The sequence below is a fragment of the Methylocystis sp. SB2 genome (assembly GCF_049817085.1).
GTDB classification, from domain to species: Bacteria; Pseudomonadota; Alphaproteobacteria; order Rhizobiales; family Beijerinckiaceae; genus Methylocystis; species Methylocystis rosea.
The window spans coordinates 3,382,631-3,407,127 of sequence record NZ_CP187401.1; the positions used below are offsets into that span (position 1 = coordinate 3,382,631).

The window sequence follows — 24,497 nt, forward strand, 5'->3', positions numbered from 1 at the left end:
TCCTCCGCAGTTTTCGTGCCCGCCGCCTCAATCCTGCAGCGGGCCCCAGGCGGGATCGCTCGCATAGCCTGGGGTCGGAACCTGAGTCTCCGAACGACCGAAGACGTCGACCATGTGGATTTTCGGTCCGCCGCCGCCAGAAGAATCGCGGAAGAACATCAGGAAGAGACCGTTCGGCGCCCAGGTCGGCCCTTCATTGTGAAAGCCCTCGGTAAGAATGCGCTCGCCGGAACCATCAATCTTCATGACGCCAATCGAGAAATTGCCGCCGTTCTGCTTGGTGAAGGCGATGTAGTCGCCCTTGGGCGACCAGACCGGCGTCGAATAGCGCCCGCCGCCGAATGAAATGCGCTTCGCCTCGCCGCCATGCGCGCCCATGACATATATCTGCTGCGAGCCGCCGCGATCGCTCTCGAAGACGATGCGCGCGCCGTCGGGCGAGTAGGAGGGCGCGGTGTCGATGGCGCCGGTGTCGGTCAGGCGCATCGTCGTGCGCGAGCGCAGATCCATCGTGTAAAGATTGGTCGTCGAGCCCTGCGCCAACGACATGATGATCTTCTGTCCGTCGGGCGAGAACCGCGGCGAGAAGGTCATGCCCGGAAAATTGCCGACCACTTCGCGCTGGCTGTTTTCAATATTCATCAACAGGACTTTCGGGTCGCCGTCGGCGCCAAACGACATGTAGGTGACGTCAAGCGAATTGGGCGAAAACCGCGGCGTGACGACGAGTTCGTCGCCGCGCGTCAGATAGCGCACATTCGCGCCGTCCTGATCCATCATGGCGAGGCGCTTGCGGCGCCTGTCCTTTGAGCCGGTTTCATCGACGAAGACGATGCGCGTGTCGAAGAAACCTTTCTCGCCAGTGATGCGGGAAAAAACCGCGTCAGAGAGAAGATGCGCGACGCGCCGCATATTGGCGGCCTCGGTGACATATTGCTGCCCCGCGACTTGTTCGCCCGTCGTCACGTCGAAGAGTCGGAACTCCGTCTTCAGCCTGCCGTCGCCGGCGCGTTGCGAACGACCTGTGAGGACAAATTGCGCGTTCACCGCCTTGAAGGCGGCGAGATAGGGGGTGCCGTCCGGCGGCGCGGCGTTCGCGGGCAGGGCGCCCGGATCGATAGGATTCAAGAACACCGAACGCTTGAAGTTGTTGAGCGTCACGGAAGTCACGGTGCGCGCGGCGTCGTCGCCGACAAAAGGCGCGACGGCGATATTGACCGGCTGAAACCCGCCTCCCTTGAGATCGATGATGCGTCCGGCGCGCGCCAGAGAAGCGGGAAGGAAAGGGGCGAACGTCGCGCCGGTAAGGAGTCCGGCGGCGGCGCGGCGGGTGATGCAGCGTTTCATAGGCGATATCTTTCAGGCATCGGCGTGAAGAAAGCGTAGCGCTTTGCCGCGATGGACGAAGTTGTTGGATGCGGCGTTTCAGCCCCCTCCCTGTCCCTCCCCCGCTTCGCTTCGCTCGCGGGAGAGGGGACGCTCACGATCGGCGTTTGCGCGAGGCCGATGAAGCACAGTGTTTGCTCCCTCTCCCGCGAGAGCGGGGGAGGGTCGGGAAGGGGGTGAAGCCTTTCGCCACGAACGAACCCGCTCACTAATTCGCATCCTGGAAGCGGATCGTGACTTCGCGCAGAGCCTCTTCGTAGTAGGGCATGAACTCGGGCGGTATTCGCATCGGGCTGCAGCGGCGCACCGCCTGCATCGCCTGTTCGCCGCGGGCGTGTTCGGTCGGGCTCGCAGAGGCGTTCAGCAGTTTCGGACGCCCTTCGAGTTCGCCGTCGCGCGAAAGATGGAACTCCACGATCGGCGTATAGGTCTGCCCGCCGAGCGACAATCCAGACGCCCAGCAAGGATAATAGTGATCGTGGATATAGGCGGCGATGCGCGCCTCCATCGAAGCTGACATCGTTGCCGCCGCTCCCGTTGGCGCGCCGAGCGCCGCCGCCTGCGTCGCTCGGCCGGTCGCGGCCTTGCGTTGCGGCGCTTCGCGGCTCAGCAATTTCGAGATGCTGGCGGCGTCGAATTTGGACTTTGGCGCATTCTCCTCGCCTGACTTCGGCTTCGACTCCTTGACGGCCTTTTCGGCGAGTTCGCCGATCGATGTCTCGGGCTCAGGCTTGTCTTGCTGCTTCTTGCTATCGAGCAGCTTCGCCACCTCGTCGATCTTGAGCCGCTCTTTCGGCTTCTCCGTCGCCGCCGCGTCCTTCGCCGTGTGGTCCGGCTTCGTGCGGGCGGGCGGCTTTGGCTTCACGACTTCGGCTTCTTCAGGTTCTTTCTTCTCGGGCTCTTTTTTGTCGGGTTCCGGCGCCGCGGCCTTAGGCTTCGCAACCGGTTTGGGCTCGGGTTGCTTTTCCACAGGCTTTGGCGGCGGCTCCGGCTTCGGCGGCAGCGCGGCGACTCGCTTGGGCGGGGTTGGCGGCGCATCGTCGGCGGTCGGCTGCGGCAGGGGCCGCGCGGGCGGCGGCGGCGTCGCTATGTCCTTCTTCGCCTGTGCGAGCGGCGGCTCGGGCTTCGTCTCGGCTTCCGGCGCGACCTTGTCCACGCGCGGCGTGGGCTTGATCTCTCGCGCGGTTTTCTCGCCCTTCATGATCTGGGTGAGTTCGCTGTCGGTGACGAGGTCGACCGGAACCGTCTCCACCGCATCATCGAACTTGCGGGCGTCGGAAAACAGGACGAACGCCGCCAGAAGCAATCCCGCGTGGATCGCCGAGGAGAGGGGAAAACCGGGTTCGGAGCGCGAAATTTTCACTTCCGCTCAGCTCACTTCTTCTCCTGCTCCGTCACCAGCGCGACCTTCTTGTAGCCGGCGCTGATGACAAGCGACATCACTTCGGCGACGCGGCCGTAGTTGACCGCCTTGGAGCCGCGCACATAGATGCGTTCGTCGAATCCCTGCTTCACGGCATCCTTCAGCCTGTCGAGCAGCTGCGTCGTCTCGACCGGCTGATCCATCAGGAACACCTGTCCCTTCTCGTCGATGGCGATCGAGACCGGCTTCTGATCGATGTTGAGCGCGCCGGCCTTGGTCTGCGGAAGATCGACGGCGACGCCGGTTGCGAGCAGCGGCGCCGCCACCATGAAGATGATGAGCAGCACCAGCATGACGTCGATGAACGGCGTCATGTTGATTTCGGCCATGGCGCCGTAGCGCGGCACGCCGCGTCGACGCCTGCCGCCCTTGCGTCCCGGGGTCGAGAGGGAAGCGCCCATGCTCGCTCCTTACGCCGCGCGGTCGCGGTTCGACGAGGCCGTGTGCTGGTCGATCTGCCGGGACAGGATCGCGGAGAACTCGTCGGCGAAGCTTTCCATGCGCGCCTGCGCCTTGGCGACGTCGCCCTGCATCTTGTTGTAGGCGATCAGCGCGGGAATGGCGGCGAAAAGACCGATCGCGGTGGCGAGCAGCGCCTCGGCGATGCCCGGCGCGACGACGGCGAGCGAGGTGTTTTTCGAGGCCGCGATCGAGCGGAACGACGTCATGATGCCCCAGACCGTGCCGAACAGGCCGACGAAGGGGCCGGCGGACGCCACGGTCGCGAGCACGAGCAGATTGGATTCAAGCTTCTCCACCTCGCGGGCGATCGAGACGTCGAGCACCTTCTCGATACGCGCCTGCAGGCCCATGAAGGAGGCGCTGGCGCCCGCCTGGAAGGAGCGCTTCCATTCCCGCATGGCGGCGACGAACAGCGTCGCCGTGCCGGTCTGCGGCCGCTCGGAGAGCTTGCCGTAAAGCTCCTCGAGCGAATTGCCCGACCAGAAGCTTTCTTCGAAGCGGTCCATCGCGCGACGCATGCGCGCAAAAAGCAGCGTCTTGTCGATGATGATCGCCCAGCACCAGACCGAGGCGGCGAGCAGTCCGACCATGACGATCTTGACGACGATATGGGCGCCCCAAAACATGCTCCAAATCGTGATGTCGGCGGCAGGAGCGGCGAGAGGGCTCGCGGCGATCTCGGCTGGATTCATGATTTGTCCTTGAGTCGGCAGGCGCTCTGCGGCGGCTTTGGCTGCGACGCCCGGTCTATCGCCCGCAATTTCGCCATTTGTGGGGCTGCGGTGCGTCGCGCAACAAACCATAGTGAGGATGCGTTAACAAGCCGTAAGGGTTAAGCAAAGCTTGGAAGGTCGGAAGGGCGGGGTTCTCTAGAGGCGGACTCCGGACTTTTTTGCTGGGTTTGCGTGATGCGCATTGCGGTTTTTGACGGCCGGCCATTCTGCCGGCGAGAGGATATTTGCAAAATTCTTCAGGCGCTTATCACGCCTGCAGCGTTTTTTCTTCCCTATTTTCTGCCTCTCTCCTTCGCCGAGCTGGCAGCTTATCTGCTGGCGCTCGTCGCCGTGAACGGCTCGGCCAATTACCTGCTGCATTTGCACGTCCACCATCCCTTCACCACTTCGCCCGCATTCAATCTTCTGCTCGATCTCATGCTCGGCGCGGCGACAGGGATCACCGCCTCGAACTGGCGCATCCAGCATGTCTACGGCCACCATTGTGGCCGCGAGACGAAATTTCGCGCGCGGGATTTTGACATGAGCGCAGCTTTCTCGGGCCGCCGCGCTCTGGCGTTTTGCTGGCGCTCGATGTGGCCGACGATCGTGGGACCCTTCCGTGAAGCCTACGAGCAGGGCCTCCTTAAAAACATCAGGGAGCCCATCGATTACCGCTGGGCCTTCGTGGAGCAGTGCCTCTATCTCGCGCTGATCGGCGCGCTATTCGCGTGGCGGCCGTGGCTCACGCTCGGCTTCGTTCTGCCGTGGCATTTCGCCGTGTTCTTTTTCACGCGCTATGTCGATTTTCTCAATCACTGCGGATGCAAGGAGTCGTCCGGCAATCCTTTTGTTATCGCCAATAACACGACCCATGCGGTGTTTAACCGCCGCAGCGGAAATCTAGGATTTCATACTGCCCATCATCTTTACCCGAACGCGCATTGGAGCGAATTGCCGACTCTGCACCGCGTCATCGAAAAGAATATTCCGCCGCGTCTGGTGACGAGCGTCAACTGGTCGTTCCTGCATTTCCCGCTGCATGTGCTGTGCGGAATTTCATAGGGGCAGGGCTCAGTCATTCAGCCTATAAATCCACCATCCCTTGTGCTGATAGACAAGGGAAAGTCGCGTCAGCGGCGAGGGCAGGGAAGTGGAGAACGGCAATAGCCGCGCAATAAGCCTGTCGCCGTCGCTCTTGCGCTGGAAATAATGCAGCCGCGTCGCGCCGCCCATCGGTTCGACGGCGAAGCCGCTTTCGATCTTTTGATCGCGCATCCATTGTTGCGCGGATTTGATGAGGCCGTGCGAAACGCCGGTCGCGGCGAAATCCTTATAGGCGATGGAGAGCTGTTGCGGCCGTGCGGCGGCGAGCATCCACGCGTCCGAAATGCGCACGGCGACATAGGCGGGCTTGCCGTCCGCAAGCTTCTTCAACGCCTCGCTCGCGCGCGTTTCATCGGCGTCGAGCAGCGCGTCAATAAAACGCGTGAAGCTGTTGGCTGACGAAGTCGGAACTCCCGCGCCCCATCGCGCGCGCTCCGCCGCCCCCGCAGCCGACCAGGCGGCCGGCAACAGAAGTCCGCGCGCCTCTGCGTCGTCGAGCGGCGCGGCGCGCCCGGCGACAAGCCGGATCGCGCGCGACAAGTCCCACCACGCCAGCACGACGGCGTCCTGCGGCGTATGTTCGCGAATTGCCGCGAGCACCTTCGCCGCATAGGCTGCCGAAACCTCTGCGAAGAAGATCGGCTCCGTGACCTGATTGCGCCATGTGAGCGGCGTCAGGCGGCCTGCATCATCGCGCGCGACGACGCCAGTGGCGATAGGGCGGCGCTCGTCCTTCGCCGACACCTCGATCTGCTGGAGGCGCTCGGGCGTGAGTTCGAAGCCTTCGACATCCTTCGCCGCGTCCGCCGAGATTGGCGCGAGCCGCGTTTCAAACGGCGCGGTGGGATTGAGTCCGGCGTAGATCGCCCAGCCGAGCAGGGCGAAGCCGAAGACGATGAGAGCGACGCCGGCGATGAGCCGAATGCGGGGAGTCATGCGCGTCCATTATCATGTGTCATTGCCGCACCCGACTGTCATTCCGGCGAAAGCGGGAATCCAGAGCAACGGCGAAATATTTCGAGAACGCCCCTGGATTCCCGGTCGCGCTTCGCGCGCCGGGAATGACAATCGCGATTTCATAATGGCGTCATTGCGAGGAGCGAAGCGACGAAGCAATCCAGAGCCGTGGGCGCGATTCTGGATTGCTTCGCTTCGCTCGCAATGACGGCCTTGACGCCGTTCTCTCACCCGCCTTTGCGGCCACGGCGCATGAGCAGGCCGGCGCCGGCAAGCATGGCGAGGACGCCCAGACCGCCGGCCCAGGCGCGTCGCGTCGGCGAATCGAGATCGAGGTCGCCGCGCTTCTGGCCGGCGATGCGCTTCAGCTCGGCGCGGATTTCCGCGGATTCGCGCAGCTTCGTATCCTCGTCGTTGATCTTCGCCGCCGCGCCGATGAGCTGCGACCAGCCTTCGGTATAGGTGTAGCCGCCGGGGTTCATATGGGCGAGCCCCTTGTAGTGCTTGATCTGATGATGCTCCCACATGTCGGCGAAGACATATTCGATGGCGCTCGGATTATTGCCCTTCTGCCAGAACAGCTGGAAGAAGCCGCCCGCGTCGTCCTTCTCGGGCGCCGGCGGCGCCGGACGGTTCTTCGTCTGACCTGGCAGCAGTCTGTCGTTGTAGAGCTTGACCAGGACGCTGCGCGCCTTCTCGGTGATGTCGAGGCCGGAGACGATGCCCTTATCCATGCCGTCGAGATAGGCGCGCGCGAAGCTGTCGGAGTGACAGTTCGAGCAGGTCGAAACCCACGATTCCTTGCGCTGCGTGAACCAGGGGTGGTTGAGGTTCTCCGCGATCTTCGGCATCGGCACGAAGGCCCAGCGCGACTTGCGCACCATGTTGTGCGTGAATTTGCCCTGATACTCCATGTGGCAGAAGGCGCAGGTCGGGGCGTTCATATTGCCCTTTTCCATCGCGTCGGCGAGGCGGACGTTCCAGTCCCATGTGTCGCCGCGCGTCTGATAGATCGTGCCGTGCTTCGACAGCATGTAGCCTTCGAATTCATTGTGATCCACGCCGTTGTGGCAAATGGCGCAGGCTTGCGGCTTACGCGCCTGCACGGCCGAGAATTCGTGGCGCGTGTGGCAGGAGTTACACGTCGTCTGCGGCGTGTGGCAGAACGTGCAGCCTTCCGCGACTTCGCGCTGCTCCATCGCCGCCCACACGGCGTTCTCGACATTGGCCTTCATCGATAGCGCGTGCGACGGATGGCCCGGCTTCCATTGATCCTGCGGCCAGGTGAAGGTGTCGCGTTCGGACTCGCGTTCGGAGAACTGCTGCACATGGCATTGTCCGCAGGCGGCCGCGTCGGGCATGCGCAATTCGGTTTTGTGCTGGCCGTGATCCTTGCCGACTCCCATATGGCAGTCGATGCAGCCGACCTCCTTCAGCGCCTCGCCGTTCTTGAGCGTTCCCATCGAACGGAGGTTGTTCTCGACCTCCGTGATCATCGCCTTCTTATAGGCGCGCGCATCCGAGTCGGGCAGATTGCGGATCGCGTCGAGATTGCCGTGCACGCTGCCCTTCCAGCTGTGCGTCCAGCCGGGCGTCACTTGGCTGTGGCATTCGACGCATTGCGCGCGCTGCGCGTCGACGTCGATCGTTTGCGGCGGCTTATAGAAATCATGCGGGTTGAGATATTTCGAGATCGGGATCGGCTCCCAATATTTCGCGAACGAGCCTTTGCCGGCGCCTTGCGATTCGTCATAGTAGCGCTTGGTCAGCGCGTCATAGAGCTCCTTGGGCGAGGCGGTCTTCGCAAGACCCAGCGCCTTGAAGGTTTCATCCGGCGTATCCGCAAGGGCCGGCGCGCAGAGGACAAAGGTCACGGCAAAGGCGAAGATCAGCGCGAGGCATGCCGCGTAATGAGAAAACCTTATTGAACTCACCATGCTCCCCTCGCCCCTTCTGCGTCTGGCTGCATTGTCGGGGCCGAGGCGGCCACAGGAAAGGACCACAGGCCTTCCCGCCCATGAGGCCACCCCCCGGTCGGCCCTATGGCTCGTCAAAACGCTTCCTGACGATAAATGATGATTTTCTGGAGAAGCCATGACGACGCGTTGGTTCCCCTCAGCTTTGACGACCGCCGAGGCGCCGCCCGGCATGCGCATCTATGCGATCGGCGACGTTCACGGCCGCGCCGATCTTCTGCACGTTCTCGCCGAAGCGATCGCCGAAGATCTCGCGGCGCGCCGCTGCGAACAGGCGGTCACCGTGTTCGTCGGAGATTACGTCGACCACGGACTTGGCTCGAATGGCGTTTTGAAACGTTTGTCCACCGGGGATTTTCCGACGCCCGTCGTGACCCTGCGCGGCAACCATGAGGAAACGATGCTGAGCTTCATCAATGATGCGGCGGCGCTCGATGATTGGGTCGGCAGCGGCGCGCTAATGACGCTGCACTCCTATGGCGTCGACGCCGGCGAGGAGGTGGCGAAAGGCGGAGCCTCACAGGTGCGCGTGAAATTTCTCGCGCATTTCCCGGATGAACATCGCCGCTTCATCGAAGAAACGCGGCTTTGGGCGGAATATGGCGGCTATTTCTTCTGCCACGCGGGCGTGCGGCGCAGCGCGCCGCTGCATTTGCAGGCTCCCCACGATCTGATGAACATCCGCGAGGGGTTTCTCGACTGCGGCGAGTCCTTCGGAAAGGTGATCGTGCATGGGCACACGCCGCATAACAACGTCGAGGATTTGCCGAACCGGATCAATCTCGACACGCATGCGTTCAAGACCGGGGTCTTGACGGCGGTGGCGCTGGACGGCGCCGAGCGACGGTTTATTCAGACCGCGTGAGGCGTCACCCGATGCGCAGCTCGAAGGCGTTTTCGAGATGGCGCGGCAGCCTGCCCGGCGCGAGAAAAATCGCGTCGGCGCGCAGCGTATAATTCAACGCCCAAGGATTCGCGGCGAGCCAGCGACCCACGGCGTGCGAGAAGCGGCGGTGTTTTTGCGGCGTGATGGCGATGGCCGCGTCCTCGAGATCGGCGCGCGCCTTCACTTCGACGAAAACGATCGTGCGGCCGCGCTTCGCGACAATGTCGATTTCGCCGCCATGTGCGCGAAAATTGCGCGCCAGAATTTGATAGAGCCGCGCCCGCAGCCACAGCGTCGCCGCCGTCTCGGCGCGAAGGCCATAGACATAGGCGGCGCGGCGGGCGTCGTCCTTTGTCTCGCTCACAATGAAACGGGCGCGATCACTATGCCCCCTCCCTGTCCCTCCCCCGCTGCGCGGGAGAGGGGACCCTAACGACGCAGATCGTGCGGTTTCATTGCAGGGACCCGAGTCGGACTCCCTCTCCCGCGAAGCGGGGGGGGTTGGGGAGGGGGCGCAAGCTCATCTCACTTCCCCCGTCCCGCCGCCAGCTCCAGCGCCCGCGCGTAAACCTGTCGGCGCGGCTGGCCAGTCGCGGCGGACACAACGCTCGCGGCATCCTTCACCGAATGCGCCGTGAGCGCCTCTTCGATTTTGGCGTCGAGATCGGCGGCCGCGGTCAGCGCCGCATCGGCGCCGGGCGGGGCGACGAGCAGCACGATCTCGCCCCTCGGCGGCTCCTCTTCGGCGAGAGTCGCCGCGAGTTCATCGAGCGCCCCGCGCCGCACCGATTCGAACATCTTGGTCAGTTCGCGGGCGATCGCCGCATTGCGCTTGCCGAGAATCGCGGCGCAATCGGCGAGCGTTTCGGCCAGCCGGCGCGGGCTTTCGAAAAACACCAGCGTTCCGGGAATCGGCGCGAGTTCCGCGAGCCTTGCGCGCCGCGGTCCGCTCTTGTGGGGGAGAAAGCCTTCGAAGAAGAAGCGATCGGTCGGCAATCCGGCGACGACCAGCGCCGCCAGCACGGCGGAAGGGCCGGGCACCGACGTCACATGCACGCCTTTCTCGAGCGCCTCCTGGACGAGCCTGAAGCCGGGGTCGGAGACGAGCGGGGTGCCCGCGTCGGACACGAGCGCGAGCTTCGCCCCCGCCTCGAGGCGCGCCAGCAGGTGGGGGCGGATCACTCTGGCGTTGTGCTCGTGATAGGCGACGAGCGGCGTCGAAATCCCGTAATGGGCGAGGAGCGTCTTGGTGACCCTTGTGTCCTCGGCGACCACCGCATCCGCTGCGGCGAGAGTCGAGAGCGCGCGAAACGAAACATCCTTGAGATTGCCGATCGGAGTCGCGACGAGGTGCAGTCCCGGCTCGATTCTCTCGGCTTCGGCCCGCAGGCCAAAGGCGGTGTAGCTCGCAGCAGGCGGAGAAATGGCCTCGATGGTCATGCGCGTCGCCGATCTTCGTTCGTTTTAAGATATTAGATGTTCGTTTAAGAGGACAAGCGCCAACTGCGCGCCAGCCGCAATTCCTCCAAATGGACCGTCTATTGACTTTCGGCTAGGGACTCGGACCCTTAGCGCGGAATAGCCGCGCCATGGCGAGAGCCCTCGGCGCCGCAGGGGGTTTTCATGTCGACATTGTCTTCTCGCTCGCGCGCCGGCGCGTTCACGCGCGGGGCCGTGACGATGCGCGCTGCGCTCGTCGGCCTTGCGGCCACGCTCGCCGCCTGTAGTCCCACGAGCGGGCCGTGGGCCCCTGGTGCGCGCGATCTCAAGCTCAGCGGCGCGACCCAGACTGGGCCCGCAGAGGGCGAGACGATCGGAACAGGCGCGGTGAAAATCGCGCTGATCGTGCCGCTGACGGGCCCCTCGGGTCCGTCGTCGGTCGGCGCGTCGCTTCTCAACGCCGCAAAGCTCGCCTATGCCGACAGCGGCGCCAATGACGTGACAATCCTCGTCAAGGACGATCGCTCGACGCCGTCGGGCGCCGCCGCGGCGACTCAGGCGGCGATCAACGAGGGCGCCGAAGTCATTTTGGGGCCGGTGTTTGGCGCCGGCGTCAAGGAGGCGAGCCGCGTCGCGCGTTCCGCCAATAAGCCGATGATCGCGTTCTCGACGGACTCCTCGGCCGCGGGCCGCGGCAGCTATCTGCTGTCCTTCCCGGTTGAGGGCTATGTCGACCGCGGCGTCAGCTTCGCGTCGCAGCACGGCAAGAAGTCGATCGCGGCGCTGGTGCCGGAAAACGACTATGGCACGCTGGCGATGGCGCAGTTCCAGCAAAGCGCTGCGACGTACGGCATCCGCGTGCCGGTCATCGAGCGATACAAGCCCGGCGCGCCCGGCGAGTCTGTGAAGCGTTTGGCCGCCGCGCGTGATCAGTTCGACGCGCTGTTCATTCCCGAGCAGGCCGAGCAGATGCAGGCCGTGTCGAAGGAACTCGTGGCGAACGGCATCGACTCCAAGAAGGTGCAGATTTTCGGGACCGGCCTGTGGAACGACGCGCGGACGCTGAGCCTGCCGGCGCTGCAGGGCGCCTGGTTCACGGCGCCGGAGAACGCCGGCTTCAACGCTTTCGCGCAGCGCTACAAGGCCAAATACGGCTCCGACCCGGCGCGCGTCGCGACGCTCGCCTATGACGCGGTGTCGCTCGCCATCGCGCTGTCGCGCTCGCAAGGGTCGCAACGCTATTCGGAAAGCGTGCTGACCAATCCTTCCGGCTTCAACGGCGCCGACGGCGTCTTCCGCTTCAAGCCGGACGGCGGCAATGAACGCGGATTGTCGGTGCTGGAGATCGGCGGCGGTTCGGCGAAGATCATCTCGCCCGCGCCGCGCAATTTCACCGGCAACGGCGCGTAGCAGTTCGTTTCGCTCATCCTTCGCGACGCGCCATTCCGGCGCTCTAAGTATGAGTAAGCTCAGTCAGCATTCATTGATTTCTAGTGGAGGATATCATGGCGACCAACCGCACGAACGTCTATTCGCCCTCGGAATTCCTGGAACGCCAGAGCGGTGACGCCTGTCTGCTCCCGCTGACCGTTGTCGGCGTCTCAAAGCCGGGCGCAGACAAGAACTCCATTCTGTTCGCTCTGGATGTCGCGCGGGATGTCTGGATTAACGTGCCCATCGCGCTTGTCGAAAACGTCGAAGTTTTGGGAGATGCGAAGTGCGGCGCGGACAGCTATCCGCATGTCCGCCTGCGCATGAAGGATCCGAGTTCGCCCGAAGGTCAGGCCTTCGCCGCCTTCTTCAAGGGGATGGAGACCGCGTTGCTGTCCATCATGCGGAAGGTGACGCCGATCTTGCTTGAGGCGGGAAAGGCTGGCCTGCGCGACGCTTGCCATGATTGCGTCAATGCTTGCGCGCAGGTTCCCAACCCGCCGGATGATCCCTTTGCGCAGATCTCCTGCATGCTGGGTTGCAGCGCCTGCCCCGGCTAGCGGTTAAGCGGTTGCGCTTTCGCCGGCGATCTTGCCGAAATCGGCGACGCCCATCATCACGCGGCGCAGTTCGGCAAGAAGCCGCAACCGGTTCAAGCGCAGATCGGCGTTGTCGGCGTTGACCGTCACATCGTCGAAGAAGACGTCGACCGGCTCGCGAAGTTTTGACAGCGCGCGCATGGCGCCGGCGAAATCTTCCTTCGAAAGATGTTCGGCGGTCTCTTCGCGCGCGCGAGCGATGGCGGCGGCAAGCTTATGCTCCTGCGGCTCGATGCGCAGGTTCGGCGCATGGCGATGCGCATAGGCGTCCGGCCCGTCCTTCTTCTCTTCGGCCTTCAGAATGTTGCTGGCGCGCTTATAGCCGGCGAGCAGATTCTTGCCGTCGTCGGTTGAGAGGAATGTGTCGAGCGCTTCGACTTTGCGGGTGATCATGAGCAGGTCGTCCTGTAGCGGCGCTTCCCCTCCCCCTTGCGGGGAGGGGCTAGGGGCTTCCGTCTCCGGAACAGCCCCGAGCGCCGCATCTATCAGATCGTGTCTGGCCCCCTTGTCGCGCAAGTAGACCTTCAGGCGATCGACGAAAAATTCGAGGAGGTCGATTGCATTTCGCCGAATAACGCGAGGAGCCTCGAAACGAAAAAATTCTTGGGCTGGAACTAGCGGCAACCCGTTATCTGTATTGTCTCTCTTACCGATTTCACTTTTGAAGGCTTGTCGGACTTGAGGCGCGCGATCAAGAACCGCTTCAAGGTTCGCCCCCAAAAGTGTGTGGTGCTTTTGGTGATCCTCCCACAAGCGCGCAATTTCACGCTCAACCCACTTTCGAAACTCGGTCTTGGCGTCAAACCATACTTCAGTGTCTAGTTCGGCAGCCTTTACGAGGCTTAGTCGCAATCCATTTTCCAGCACGATCCTGATTACGCCCAACGCCGCGCGGCGAAGCGCGTAGGGGTCCTTGCTGCCCGTAGGCTTTTCATCGATCGCCCAGAAACCAACGAGCGTGTCGAGCTTGTCGGCGAGCGCCACCGCGATCGATGTCGGATCGGTCGGGATACGGTCGCCCGGCCCCTGCGGCTTGTAATGTTCCTCAATCGCCGCGGCGACGCTGGCGTCTTCGCCCTGCGCAGCGGCGTAGTAGCGGCCCATCAGCCCCTGCAGTTCGGGGAACTCGCCGACCATTTCGGAAACGAGATCGGCCTTGCAGAGCGTCGCCGCGCGCGCGGCGAGAAAGGCGTCGGCGCCGACGATCGGCGCCAGCTCTTTCGCCAGCGCCGCGATGCGCTTCACGCGCTCGCCCTGCGTCCCCAGCTTTTCGTGAAAGACGATGGCGTCCAGCTTTGGCAGTCGGTCTTCAAGCTTCGTTTTGAGATCAGTCTCATAGAAGAATTTCGCGTCCGAGAGACGCGCGGCGATGACGCGCTCATTGCCGGCGACGACCGTCGCGCCGCCGTCCGAGGCTTCGATATTCGAGACGAGGATGAAGCGAGGCGCGAGTTCACCTCCCCCTTGAGGGGGGAGGTCGGCAGGCGAAGCCTGCCGGGAGGGGGTGTCACCCCACCCCGCGCCTTCGGCGCGACCCTCCCCCTCAAGGGGAGGGTGGTTGCGCAACACGAAACATTTCTGGTTCACGCGGATCGTCGCCCGAATGACTTCCGGTGGAATCGAAAGGAAACTCTCGTCGAATGCGCCCAAAAGCGTCACCGGCCATTCGACGAGTCCCGCGACTTCTTCGAGAAGGCCGGCGTCTTCGACGAGCTCCAACCCCTGCGCGAAGGCGAGATCCTTCGCGTCATGCAAAATGATGTCGCGCCGGCGCGCCGGATCGATGACGACTTTGGCGCGCTCGAGCGAGAGCGCATAATCCTCGAAGCGCTTCACGCGAATGGGCTGCGGCGCCAGGAAACGATGGCCGTGGGTCACATTGCTAGACGCGATTCCGTCGACCTCGAAGCGGACGATATCGGGAGATTCAGTCTCCGGTCCGAAAGTAGCCACGATGGAATGGAGGGGGCGCACCCAGCGCAGTGAATCGCCCCGCTCGGACGCCGCGCCCCAGCGCATCGATTTCGGCCAGGGAAAGCTCTTGATGATCGCCGGCAGAATCTCAGCCAGAACGTCGATCGTCTCGGCGCCGGCGCGCTCGATGACGGCGAGATAAAACTCGGCGCCCTTCTTGTCCTTCGCGATCGTCGCCTGATCGAGCGAGGCGAGTCCGGCGCTCTTCAGGAAGCCGGCGACCGCCGCCTCCGGCGCGCCGACGCGCGGGCCTTTGCGCTCTTCGCGGATGTCGGGCTGGCGCGAAGGCAGGCCGACCACTTGCAGCGCGAGACGGCGCGGCGTGACGTAGGCGACGGCGCCCTCATAGGTCAGGCCGCGATCGACCAGCGCGTTGGTGACGAGCCGCTTCAGATCGTCAGCCGCCTGCCGCTGCATGCGCGCCGGAATTTCTTCGGAGAAGAGTTCGAGAAGGAGATCAGACATTACGTTGGATCAGCTTGCGCTTCGTTCCCCTCCCCCCGCTTGCGGCGGGGAGGGGCTAGGGGTGGGGGGCTCGATCACGCTGCATTTGGGCGGAAGCGCCCAAATGCAGATGACGTGATCGATTCCAAACGTTTAGAGCGCGCTTTACGCGAAAAACCGGACTCCACTTTTTCTCTGCGCGCTCTCCCGTTTGGTAGAGCGCGGCGCAGATCGTGTCCACAACGCTTTCAAGATTGCGCAAAATCTCATGATTCCAAAATCGCAGCACGCGGTAGCCGCTTTTCTCAAGAAATCGCGTGCGCTTTTCATCGCGCAGCGCTTCAGCGTCAAAGCCATGCTGCTCGCCGTCTAGCTCGACGACGATGCGCGTGCGATGACATGCGAAATCCGCGAAATAGGGGCCGATCGGCGCTTGTGGGCGGAAATGAACATTTTTGATTTCAAGTTGTCGGAGCTGTGTCCAGAGCCGCCGTTCGGCCGGCGTCGCGTCGCGGCGCAATTTTCGCGCGGGGGGCGTTCGAGGGTCTGAACGATCTGTTTTATCGTTCATTGCGCGACCCCCCACCCCTAGCCCCTCCCCGCCGCAAGCGGGGGGAGGGGAGTGCAAACGCCCATTGCGACAATATCTCAGGCGATTTCCTTGACCGCCGACGTCGGCGCATCGAGGAGAAATTTCTCGACTTCAAGCGCCGCCATGCAGCCGAGGCCCGCCGCTGTCACCGCCTGACGATAGACTTCGTCGGCGACGTCGCCTGCGGCGTAGACGCCCGGCATGCTGGTGCGCGTCGTTCCTGGCTCGACGGCGATGTAGCCCGACGGTTTGATCGTCAATTGGCCACGGAACAGTTCGGAAGCCGGAGAATGGCCGATGGCGACGAAGACGCCGTCCGCCGCGAGCGTGTGGATCGCGCCGGTCGCGACATTCTTGACGCGCGCGCCGGTGACGCTCAGCGGGTTCTCGTCGCCGACGATCTCATCAATCACGTGATTGAAGAGAATCGAGACATTCTCCTGCGCGAGCAGACGCTTCACCAATACGCGCTCGCTGCGGAATTCGTCGCGGCGGTGGATGATCGTCACTTGCGACGCGAGATTTGAAAGATACAGCGCTTCCTCGACCGCGCTGTTGCCGCCGCCGACGACAAGTACTTTCTTGCCGCGAAAGAAAAACCCGTCGCAAGTCGCGCAGGCGGAGACGCCAAAACCCTTGAACCTTTCCTCGCTCGGCAGGCCGAGCCATTTCGCCTTGGCGCCGGTGGCGATGATGAGCGAGTCGCAGGTGTATGACTTGCCCGAATCTCCGGTGAGCCTGAACGGCCGCTCGTCGAGATGCGCTTCGACGATATGATCTGAGATGAGCTTCGTGCCGACATGTTCGGCCTGCAGGCGCATCTGCTCCATGAGCCAGGGCCCTTGGATCGGCTCGGCGAAACCGGGGTAGTTCTCCACCTCCGTCGTGATCATGAGCTGACCGCCCTGCTCGAAACCGGCGATGAGCACCGGCTCGAGCAACGCACGGGCGGCGTAGATCGCCGCCGTATAGCCGGCCGGGCCGGAGCCAATGATGATGACGCGCGCATGATGCGGCATGAGGTGGCCTCGCGAGTGACGAAGCCCGCAATCTAGCTATTATCAGCGTCGCCGCAACCGCTCGGGCTGCCGGGCAGGCGGCCAATGCAAAAGGCCTCCCGGAAAATTGGAAGAGCTTACCAGCCCCAACCGCCGTCGCCGCCCCAGCCCGGGCAGACGTTCATCCATTGGCGTCGCCAGCCCCAATGGGTCCACACTCTGCGGATCTGATAGCAGTCGCCATATCCGGCGTTGGCGTAGCTGGGCCAGACCTCGCCCCAACCAACGCCCGCGCCGTATCCCGGCGAATAGGCGGGCAGGTCTGTGCGGTAATAGCTCCAGCCCCAAGGCTCGCCCCAGCCCACCGGCCGGCCCGGGCCGGCGCGGCCGCCCCAACGGCCGGCCCAGTGGACGCCGGGCAGCACCGCGCCGCGGAAGCCGCCGCCGCCCCAGCCGAAGCCATGCCATCCGTCCCATCGCTGCGCCTGCGCGGCGCCGGAATGAGCGATTAAGCCAATGAGCAGAGCGCCGGTCGCGGCCGCCGCTTTAATTGCTTTAGACATATCCAGCTCCTCTCCGATGAAAAAACGCCCTCCCAGACCGGGAGGGCGCGTGTCTCAAAATGCTGACGCGAAGCGATCGGCGCTACCAGCCCCAGCCGGTGTTCCAGCCGCCCCAACCGCCGCCCCAGCCGCTGTAGCAGACGTTCACCCACTGGGGTCGCCAGCCCCAATTGGTCCACACGTTGCGAAGCTGATAGCAGCCGCTGTAGCCGATGTCGGAATAATAGGACGAACCCCAACCCAAGCCGTACCCGGCTCCGATCAGGCCCGCGCCATACCACGGCCAATATGAACGCGCCCAGGGGCGTCGCCAGCCCCAGCCGCCACCCCAACCGCCGACCACAGGCCTGCCCCAGCCGCCGCCGCGCCAGCCGCCGCCCCAGCCCGCGCCGCGCCAGCCGCCGCCCCAGCCGGGCCCGCGCCAGCCGCCGCCGCCCCAGCCGCCTCTAAAGCCGCCGCCGGGCAGAACCGCGCCACGGAAACCGCCGCCGAAACCACCGCCCCTGAAGCCGCCAAGTCCGCCGCCAAGTCCGCCGCCGAAGCCGCCGCCCCTGAACCCGCCGAAACCGCCGCCGCCGAACCCTCCGCCTCGGCCGCCAAAGCCGCCCCTTTGCGCCTCAGCGATGTCCGTATGCGCCAGCAACCCGAAAACCAACGCGGCCGTCGCGACCGCCGTTTTGACCGATTGAGACATTTCCAGCTCCTGATCGTGGTCTCAACGTGTTTGCGCTGGCGGGCGAAAATTTCATGCGCGGTCCTGGCGCGCTGAATATTCGCCGCCAACCCCGCCCAACGTCACTAAATCGCGCGGGGCGCACGCACTTCAAGAAGTGCTGCGCTCTACGCTCGAGCAGGGGAAGGAGCTTCCTGATAAAAATAGTCCTGGAGTGTTGCGCTTATGTCGCAAGCCAAAAAGACAAGTTTATGCAAAGCGGTCATGACGATCAAAGACAATAATAAGCAGTAATGGAACAATGTAGGTTTAAGCGCGGTTCCATCATTCTCTTAAGTGTTCCGCGGATGGCGGCGTGACGCTTCTAAGCTCGCCATTGTTTGGTCACGAGCGATTTATATTGGCCAGAGATCCGCGGAGTCGCTTGCGACCCTTGCAAAGGAGAATGTTGTGAAAAGAGTTATGTCCGGAGTTCTGGCCCTTTTCGCCGCGAGCCTGCTCGCTCCGACGGCGACGCAAGCGGGCGAGTGGGTTGGCCAAGCGTCCTATTACGCGCACAGGGGGCGCACGGCGAGCGGCGCGCATGTCGGCGCCCTTACGGCGGCCCATCGGACATTGCCCTTCGGATCGAAGGTGCGGGTGACCAATTTGCATAATAATCGTTCGATCGTCGTCACGGTGAATGATCGCGGGCCTTTCACGCGCGGGCGGGTGATCGACGTTTCCGTCGCGGCCGCCGACAGCCTCGGCTTTAGATCGGCGGGCGTCGCGCATGTCAGGGTAGAGCAGGTCGCCAACTAATATCGCCACCAGAATGCGCTGATCAGGCCGCGCTCGGCAGGCGAGTTGACGCCGCCAAGCGCGGCGATCGCGCCGATCTGCAACGAAAGCGACGCGGTTATGTCGTAGACCGCGCTCAACTGAAATTTCTGCGCGGCGACGACGCCCGCCGGGCCGCCTCTCGGCGCAAAGCCGGAGAAGCTTTGGGCGAGAAGCAGGATCGGGGGCAGGGGTCGTAGCCCAGCGGTGAGGTCGGCACGGATCTCGTCGCCATTCTGTCCGCGCGACCGATAACCCAGCTGGGCGTCGACAAAGGCGGGAAAGCCGAAAAGCTCGAAGGGCCGTCCGACGAGCAGCCGCAGGTCGGCCTGCACGGGATCGCGCATATCGAGGAACCGCCGCGCCGCCGGCGAGGCGGCCCGCACCCCCGCCTGCAGCGAGACGATGTAATCGCCCCAGGTGAAGAGCAGCGTGCGGGCGCCGAGCGCGCCCAATCCGAGACCGTCATAGCGCGCGCCCGCCGGTCCCTGGAGCTAGAGCGGCAGGCCGGCCTTGGCTTCCTCGACGAGCAGGTTGAGGTGGTCGTAAGGCCCGGCCGCGCCGGAGAAATTCATATAGCCGCCTTCGGCGACGATCGTCAGCCAATCAAAGAGGCCGTGCTCGACGTATAGGCGCGTCTCGAACTTGCGATAGGAGGGCGTCTGGATCAGTCGGCCGCTGGCGTCATAGGCTTTGCGCGCGTCGGCGAAGGTCGTGGTGACGATCGCCTGTCCCTCTCCGGGCGGCATGAGCCACGCGCCAGCGAAGGCCGACTGCGCCGCAACGACCCCAAAGCAAAAAACGATAAAAACCGCCAGGACACGCACAGCGACACGCATGGCGACACGCACGGAACCCGCCCGCCGCCGATCCGCCGCGGGCCTTACAAGGCGATGCTAGAAGCGATCCGAGCTGTTGACAACCGACGGTTGCGCTTATGCCCCCACATGCGCATGAACGTCGCGGCCGCCGTGGCGCTGCATGATTTCCATCGCCGCGCGCTCTCGCTCCTCGTTCCAGACGCGAGCCCAAAGCAGCAGTCCGCCATGCTTCAATTGCGACTGCGCCCATTTGGTCTGACGGTCGCCGACGAGCTTGGAAACCAGCAGGCCCAAAACCCCGGCTGCGCCGCCGGTCAAAAGTCCAACCGCGATGGCGCTCGTCAGCGACAGCGCCCAGGCAAGGGCGACTCCCGCGCCAATGAAGACGCCGACGTAGAACAGCACGCCGACGATCGAGGCCTTGCCGATATTGAGCGACTCGCTGTCGATGTATGGCGTGCGCGGCGCTCTGGGACTGTCTTCAAGCGCGTCGGCGCTCACATCCGTGTCGCCGAGCTTTTGGCGCACTGTGTCCTCTTCGGCGAGTAGGCTGATCTCCGAGCGGTCGAAACCGCCAGTGAGAAGATCGTCGATCGCCGACTGCAGCGTGTCGACGGTGTCGAACAGGCCGACGACCTCGCGCAGCTCATGGCGTTCTTCGGGGGTGGTGGCTCTCTTCGCGTCCATGTTTTTGCTCCTGCGCGGCGATTTCGCGCGCGGCCGCGCTCTTGATTAAACAGAGCGGCGCGCCCGGTCTTCAAGAGGCCACGGGCAGGGAAAATTGTTGGGAGGGGAAAAGCTGGTGGCCGACTGTTGCCCCTCGTGCTTCGAGCCGGCGTCCCGTCCGCCACCGCAGCGGCAATGCTAGCCGATCCCGCACGGTTTAAGTTACAGGGATGAGGCGCCTTATGTTGCGCAACGTCGCGTGAACGTCCCGATTGTGACCGCGCGTTCCGATCTCACCCTCGAGGCACCAGAAGCAGTCCTCATCCTGAGGAGCGCCGCAGGCGCGCCTCGAAGGACGAGGACTGCGCCTCGAAGAGGCGTGACAATTAAACTTGGGCAATCCAGCCAAGACGAGTCGCGTTAATTTGGTTTGGCGTTCAGCGCATCGATCCATTTATCCAGCTCGCGGGCACCGACTAAACAACCGATCACAAACGCAAAAAGAAAAACGCCCACTAACGACCACGCATCTGAACGTTGCATCATATGGAAGGTTTGCAAAAGGACGCCAAGGCCGCTCGCCATGAACGCCCATCCGAGTTTTTCGATTTTTTGCCGTGCCATTAGCGCGCAATTCGCCTTTCCGTTCCGCGTCATTGGCGGCCGATTAATAACCGCTGTGACGCTGAGGACGAATCACGAACACCCCGTCGTCGCCCCACACGTCTCGCACTTCAGACACGTGCCGTTCCTCACCAGCGTAAAATTCGCGCACTCGGGACAGGCCTCGCCGACATAGCCTTTCATGCGCGCTTCGGCGCGTTTTTCGGCGACGCCGGTGACAGTCTTCGTCGGCTCGGTCCAGCCGAGCGTCGAGGTCGGATCGTCCGCCTCATGCGCCGCGTCCGGCGTCTCGCGTAAAGCGACCGCCCCGCCGCCCTGCACCACCATCAGCCTGTCGGTCTTGGAGCGTAAGAGACCGCGCGAGACTACGGAATTCGTCTCGGGCGCCTTGCCCTCATGCTGGCCCTTGCCGAGCACGTCATGGCCGACGTCTTCGGGCGAGACATGCGCGAGATCGTTGCGGCCGAGATAGGAGACGGCAAGCTCGCGGAACACATAGTCGAGGATCGAGGTCGCATATTTGATCGCGTCATTGCCCTGCACCGGACCCGCGGGCTCGAAGCGGGTGAAGGTGAAGGCGTCGACATATTCCTCGAGCGGCACGCCATATTGCAGGCCGAGCGAAATCGCGATGGCGAAATTATTCATCAGGCTTCGGAAGGCCGCGCCTTCCTTATGCATGTCGATGAAGATTTCGCCTAAGCGCCCGTCTTCATATTCGCCCGTGTGCAGATAGACCTTGTGGCCGCCGACCGTCGCCTTCTGAATGTAGCTCTTGCGCCGGTTCGGCAGCTTTTCGCGCTCGCGGATCACCTGATGCACGACGCGCTCGACGATGCGTTCGGCGATGGCCGCGGCGCGCGCCGGCATATTGGCGGTCACGAGTTCCTCGACGACGTCCATCGCGTCGATGTCGTCGTCGCCGGCGATGAGCTGCGCCGAGAGCGGCTGCGAGAGCTTGGAGCCGTCGCGATAGAGCGCGTTGGCCTTGAGCCCGAGACGCCAGGACAGCAGATAGGCCTGTTCGCAATCCTCGATCGACGCGTCATTGGGCATGTTGATGGTCTTGCTGATCGCGCCCGAGATGAAGGGCTGCGCCGCCGCCATCATGCGGATATGCGAGTCGACCAGAAGATAGCGCTTGCCGGTGCGCCCGCAGGGATTGGCGCAGTCGAACACCGGATAATGCTCGCGCTTCAAATGCGGCGCGCCTTCCAGGGTCATCGCGCCGCAGATATGCACATTCGCGGCGTCGATGTCGGCGCGCGAGAACCCCAGATGCGTCAGCAGATCGAAGTTCTTGTCGTCGAGCGCGGCCGCTGGGACTTTCAACACGCCGGTGAGAAAGTCCTGCCCGAGCGTCCATTTGTTGAAGACGAATTTGATGTCGAAGGCGCTGCGCAGCGCTCCTTCCACCGCCGCGATCTTCTCGTCGGTGAAACCCTTCGCCCGCAGGCTCGTGGTGTTGATCGCGGGCGCGTTGGAGAGCGAGGCGTGGCCGACGGCATAGGCCTCGATCTCGGCGATGTCGCTCTCGCGATAGCCGAGCGAGCGCAGCCCTTCCGGCACGGCGCGGTTGACGATCTTGAGATAGCCGCCGCCCGCGAGCTTCTTGAATTTGACGAGCGCGAAATCGGGCTCGATGCCGGTGGTGTCGCAGTCCATCACCAGGCCGATGGTGCCGGTCGGCGCGACGACGGTGACTTGCGCATTGCGATAGCCGTAGAGCTCGCCTTGCGCGAGCGCCTTGTCCCAGGCGGCGCCGGCGCGCTCGACCAAGAGCTGATCGGGGCAGGAGGCGACGTCGAGCGGCACCGGCGTGATCGCGAGCTGCTCATAACCGACGCGTTCGCCATGCGCGGCGCGGCGATGATTGCGGATGACCCGCAGCATCGCTTCGCGATTCTCCATGAAGCGCGCGAAGGGGCCGCGCTCCTTGGCCATTTCGGCGGAGGTCGCGTAGCAGACGCCTGTCATGATCGCCGACAGCGCGCCGGCGATGGCGCGGCCGGCGTCGCTGTCATAGGCGACGCCAGACGACATCAACAGGCCGCCGACATTGGCGAAGCCGAGGCCCAGCGTGCGGTAGTCGTAGGACAGCTGCGCGATTTCCTTTGAGGGAAACTGCGCCATCAGCACCGAGATTTCGAGCACGACGGTCCACAGCCGCACGGCGTGCTCGTAGGAATCGACGTCGATGCGCTTGGTCTCGAGATCACGGAACTGAAGCAGGTTTAGAGACGCAAGGTTACACGCCGTGTCGTCGAGGAACATATATTCCGAGCACGGATTGGACGCGCGGATGGGGCCGCCCGCCGGGCAGGTGTGCCAGTCGTTGATCGTCGTGTGGAACTGGATTCCCGGATCGGCGGACGCCCAGGCGGCGTAGCCGATCTTCTCCCACAGATCGCGGGCTTTCAGCGTCTTCGCCGTCTTGCCGTCGAGGCGCTTGATGAGGGACCAGTCGTCGTCCTTCTCGACCGCCTGCAGGAACGCGTCCGTAACGCGCACGGAGTTGTTGGAGTTCTGACCCGAGACGGTGAGATAGGCTTCGCTGTCCCAGTCCGTGTCATAGGTGTCGAAGTGAATGTCCTTGTAGCCCTGCTTGGCGAATTGGATGACGCGCTTGATGTAATTGTCCGGCACGTCGTTTTTGCGCGCGAGCTTGATCTCGCGCTTCAGCGCCGGATTGATCTCGGGGTTGAAGCAATCGTCGCCGGGGCCTTCGCAATTCATGCAGGCGCGCATGATCGCCTTCAGATGCTTCTTGACGATCTTCGAACCGGTGACGAGTGAAGCGACTTTCTCTTCCTCCTTCACCTTCCAATCGATGAAGGCTTCGACGTCGGGATGGTCGATGTCGACGACGACCATTTTCGCCGCGCGCCGCGTCGTGCCGCCGGATTTGATCGCGCCCGCCGCGCGGTCGCCGATCTTGAGGAAGGACATCAGGCCAGAGGACGAGCCGCCGCCCGAAAGCTTCTCCTTCTCGCCCCGCAGCTTGGAGAAATTGGTGCCGGTGCCGGAGCCGTATTTGAACAGCCGCGCCTCGCGCACCCAGAGATCCATGATGCCGCCGTCATTGACGAGATCGTCGGCGATCGACTGGATGAAGCAGGCGTGCGGCTGCGGATGCTCATAGGCCGATTTCGACTTCACCATCTTGCCGTTGGCGTAGTCGACATAGAAATGCCCCTGGCTCGGCCCATCGACGCCGTAGGCCCAGTGCAGGCCGGTGTTGAACCATTGCGGCGAATTGGGCGCCGCCATCTGCATGGCGAGCATGTAGCGAAGCTCGTCGCTGAAGGCCTGGGCGTCTTCCTCGGCGTCGAAATAGCCGCCCTTCCAGCCCCAATAGGTCCAGGCGCCGGCGAGACGGTCGAAGACCTGCTTGGCCGAGATTTCGGAGCCGTTGCGCTGGTCCTTGGGGAGTTCGTTGAGCGCTTCCGTGTCGGCGACGGAGCGCCACAGGAAGGACGGGACGGAATTCTCCTCGACGCGCTTCAAGCGCGCCGGCACGCCGGCCTTGCGGAAATATTTCTGCGCCAGAACGTCGGCCGCGACCTGGCTCCACTGGTTGGGGACGTCGATATTGTCGAGGGAAAAGACAATCGAGCCGTCGGGGTTGCGGATCTCGCTCTTCGTCGTGCGGAACGGAATGTTCGCATAAGGAGATTCGCCCGCCTTGGTGTAGCGCCGCTCAATTTTCATCGTCTCATCCCCTCAAAGCGCAGGCGTCCGCCCGCACGCAGCCGTTCGCCGGCCCGCGACGCAATTTCTTGCCAATTCTGAACTCGAAAGACGCGCGCCCCGCGCTGGCGGGTGGATACGCCGCGATTGAAAGCACGCCGAAAACGAGGATCACGCCCACGCAAAGCAACGCTCACGTCCGGCTGTCGCCGAGAGCCGCCGAACGTCTTAAAGATCGTTCGCCGCGTCGCCA

At 63.6% G+C, this 24,497-nt stretch carries 23 protein-coding genes; 5 read left to right on the forward strand and 18 right to left on the reverse strand.

Translation table 11 applies throughout. From position 1 onward, the window contains the following. Positions 1-27: 27 nt before the first annotated feature. From tolB to tolQ, 4 genes are all read right to left on the reverse strand, one after another. Positions 28-1,347 carry a Tol-Pal system beta propeller repeat protein TolB gene (gene tolB, locus ACPS74_RS16430; RefSeq protein ID WP_029651196.1) on the reverse strand — a complete coding sequence of 440 codons (1,320 nt, stop codon included), beginning with the start codon at positions 1,345-1,347 and terminating at the stop codon, positions 28-30. A 247-nt stretch (positions 1,348-1,594) separates the two neighbouring features. Beyond that, the gene (locus ACPS74_RS16435) at positions 1,595-2,749 is read right to left on the reverse strand and encodes a hypothetical protein (RefSeq protein WP_029651195.1); all 1,155 of its coding nucleotides are present in this window, start codon (positions 2,747-2,749) and stop codon (positions 1,595-1,597) included. Between the two features lie 11 nt (positions 2,750-2,760). Next, positions 2,761-3,210 (reverse strand): ExbD/TolR family protein, encoded by a 450-nt coding sequence (locus ACPS74_RS16440; protein WP_018407708.1) that lies wholly within the window; start codon positions 3,208-3,210, stop codon positions 2,761-2,763. Between the two features lie 9 nt (positions 3,211-3,219). After that, entirely contained in the window at positions 3,220-3,963 is a 744-nt protein-coding gene (tolQ, locus tag ACPS74_RS16445; protein WP_029651194.1) for a protein TolQ, read from the reverse strand. Between the two features lie 216 nt (positions 3,964-4,179). Here tolQ and ACPS74_RS16450 point away from each other — a divergent pair, with 216 nt between their 5' ends. Beyond that, positions 4,180-5,049: a fatty acid desaturase gene (locus ACPS74_RS16450; protein ID WP_029651193.1), complete on the forward strand. Its 870-nt coding sequence runs from the start codon at positions 4,180-4,182 to the stop codon at positions 5,047-5,049. A 9-nt stretch (positions 5,050-5,058) separates the two neighbouring features. On the opposite strand, the gene haoB is transcribed toward ACPS74_RS16450, so the two are convergent. Both haoB and ACPS74_RS16460 read right to left on the reverse strand, forming a co-directional pair. Beyond that, positions 5,059-6,027, reverse strand: a complete 969-nt coding sequence (haoB, locus tag ACPS74_RS16455) for a hydroxylamine oxidation protein HaoB (RefSeq protein WP_029651192.1) — start codon at positions 6,025-6,027, stop codon at positions 5,059-5,061. A 248-nt stretch (positions 6,028-6,275) separates the two neighbouring features. Beyond that, positions 6,276-7,985, reverse strand: coding sequence for a multiheme c-type cytochrome (locus tag ACPS74_RS16460; protein WP_029651190.1), 1,710 nt, complete (start codon positions 7,983-7,985; stop codon positions 6,276-6,278). Positions 7,986-8,142: 157 nt separating this feature from the next. Between ACPS74_RS16460 and ACPS74_RS16465 the strand changes: the two genes are divergently transcribed. Next, a complete protein-coding gene (locus tag ACPS74_RS16465) occupies positions 8,143-8,889 on the forward strand; it encodes a metallophosphoesterase (protein ID WP_029651189.1) in 747 nt (248 codons plus the stop codon). A gap of 4 nt (positions 8,890-8,893) precedes the next feature. On the opposite strand, the gene ACPS74_RS16470 is transcribed toward ACPS74_RS16465, so the two are convergent. Beyond that, complete coding sequence (locus tag ACPS74_RS16470; protein ID WP_029651188.1) at positions 8,894-9,274, reverse strand: YraN family protein; 381 nt, start codon at positions 9,272-9,274, stop codon at positions 8,894-8,896. Positions 9,275-9,435: 161 nt separating this feature from the next. Further along, positions 9,436-10,350, reverse strand: coding sequence for a 16S rRNA (cytidine(1402)-2'-O)-methyltransferase (gene rsmI / locus ACPS74_RS16475; protein ID WP_029651187.1), 915 nt, complete (start codon positions 10,348-10,350; stop codon positions 9,436-9,438). A gap of 183 nt (positions 10,351-10,533) precedes the next feature. Here rsmI and ACPS74_RS16480 point away from each other — a divergent pair, with 183 nt between their 5' ends. After that, a complete protein-coding gene (locus ACPS74_RS16480) occupies positions 10,534-11,760 on the forward strand; it encodes a penicillin-binding protein activator (protein WP_029651186.1) in 1,227 nt (408 codons plus the stop codon). A 95-nt stretch (positions 11,761-11,855) separates the two neighbouring features. Continuing rightward, entirely contained in the window at positions 11,856-12,341 is a 486-nt protein-coding gene (locus ACPS74_RS16485; protein ID WP_029651185.1) for a hypothetical protein, read from the forward strand. Positions 12,342-12,344: 3 nt separating this feature from the next. Here the strand turns inward: ACPS74_RS16485 and glyS are convergent, their stop codons facing one another. The 5 genes from glyS to ACPS74_RS16510 all read right to left on the reverse strand — a co-directional run bounded on the left by glyS (position 12,345) and on the right by ACPS74_RS16510 (position 17,645). After that, positions 12,345-14,819 (reverse strand): glycine--tRNA ligase subunit beta, encoded by a 2,475-nt coding sequence (gene glyS / locus ACPS74_RS16490; protein ID WP_239754724.1) that lies wholly within the window; start codon positions 14,817-14,819, stop codon positions 12,345-12,347. A 55-nt stretch (positions 14,820-14,874) separates the two neighbouring features. Beyond that, positions 14,875-15,369 (reverse strand): endonuclease domain-containing protein, encoded by a 495-nt coding sequence (locus tag ACPS74_RS16495; protein ID WP_239754713.1) that lies wholly within the window; start codon positions 15,367-15,369, stop codon positions 14,875-14,877. A 77-nt stretch (positions 15,370-15,446) separates the two neighbouring features. Continuing rightward, entirely contained in the window at positions 15,447-16,409 is a 963-nt protein-coding gene (trxB, locus tag ACPS74_RS16500) for a thioredoxin-disulfide reductase (RefSeq protein ID WP_029648925.1), read from the reverse strand. Between the two features lie 116 nt (positions 16,410-16,525). Next, positions 16,526-16,951, reverse strand: coding sequence for a hypothetical protein (locus ACPS74_RS16505; RefSeq protein WP_029648924.1), 426 nt, complete (start codon positions 16,949-16,951; stop codon positions 16,526-16,528). An 82-nt stretch (positions 16,952-17,033) separates the two neighbouring features. Continuing rightward, positions 17,034-17,645 carry a hypothetical protein gene (locus ACPS74_RS16510; protein WP_425622385.1) on the reverse strand — a complete coding sequence of 204 codons (612 nt, stop codon included), beginning with the start codon at positions 17,643-17,645 and terminating at the stop codon, positions 17,034-17,036. A gap of 441 nt (positions 17,646-18,086) precedes the next feature. Between ACPS74_RS16510 and ACPS74_RS16515 the strand changes: the two genes are divergently transcribed. Next, positions 18,087-18,425 (forward strand): septal ring lytic transglycosylase RlpA family protein, encoded by a 339-nt coding sequence (locus ACPS74_RS16515; protein WP_202968012.1) that lies wholly within the window; start codon positions 18,087-18,089, stop codon positions 18,423-18,425. Here the strand turns inward: ACPS74_RS16515 and ACPS74_RS16520 are convergent. The 5 genes from ACPS74_RS16520 to ACPS74_RS16540 form a co-directional block, all read right to left on the reverse strand. Beyond that, positions 18,422-18,898, reverse strand: a complete 477-nt coding sequence (locus ACPS74_RS16520) for a hypothetical protein (RefSeq protein WP_239754710.1) — start codon at positions 18,896-18,898, stop codon at positions 18,422-18,424. The two genes, ACPS74_RS16515 and ACPS74_RS16520, sit on opposite strands and share 4 nt — an antisense overlap. 39 nt (positions 18,899-18,937) lie before the next feature. Continuing rightward, positions 18,938-19,294, reverse strand: coding sequence for a hypothetical protein (locus ACPS74_RS16525; RefSeq protein ID WP_239754708.1), 357 nt, complete (start codon positions 19,292-19,294; stop codon positions 18,938-18,940). Positions 19,295-19,378: 84 nt separating this feature from the next. After that, positions 19,379-19,951: a hypothetical protein gene (locus ACPS74_RS16530; RefSeq protein ID WP_018407723.1), complete on the reverse strand. Its 573-nt coding sequence runs from the start codon at positions 19,949-19,951 to the stop codon at positions 19,379-19,381. A gap of 399 nt (positions 19,952-20,350) precedes the next feature. Further along, positions 20,351-20,554: a hypothetical protein gene (locus ACPS74_RS16535; protein WP_055725730.1), complete on the reverse strand. Its 204-nt coding sequence runs from the start codon at positions 20,552-20,554 to the stop codon at positions 20,351-20,353. 72 nt (positions 20,555-20,626) lie between these two features. Continuing rightward, positions 20,627-24,265: a vitamin B12-dependent ribonucleotide reductase gene (locus tag ACPS74_RS16540; RefSeq protein ID WP_029651974.1), complete on the reverse strand. Its 3,639-nt coding sequence runs from the start codon at positions 24,263-24,265 to the stop codon at positions 20,627-20,629. Positions 24,266-24,497: the final 232 nt, after the last annotated feature.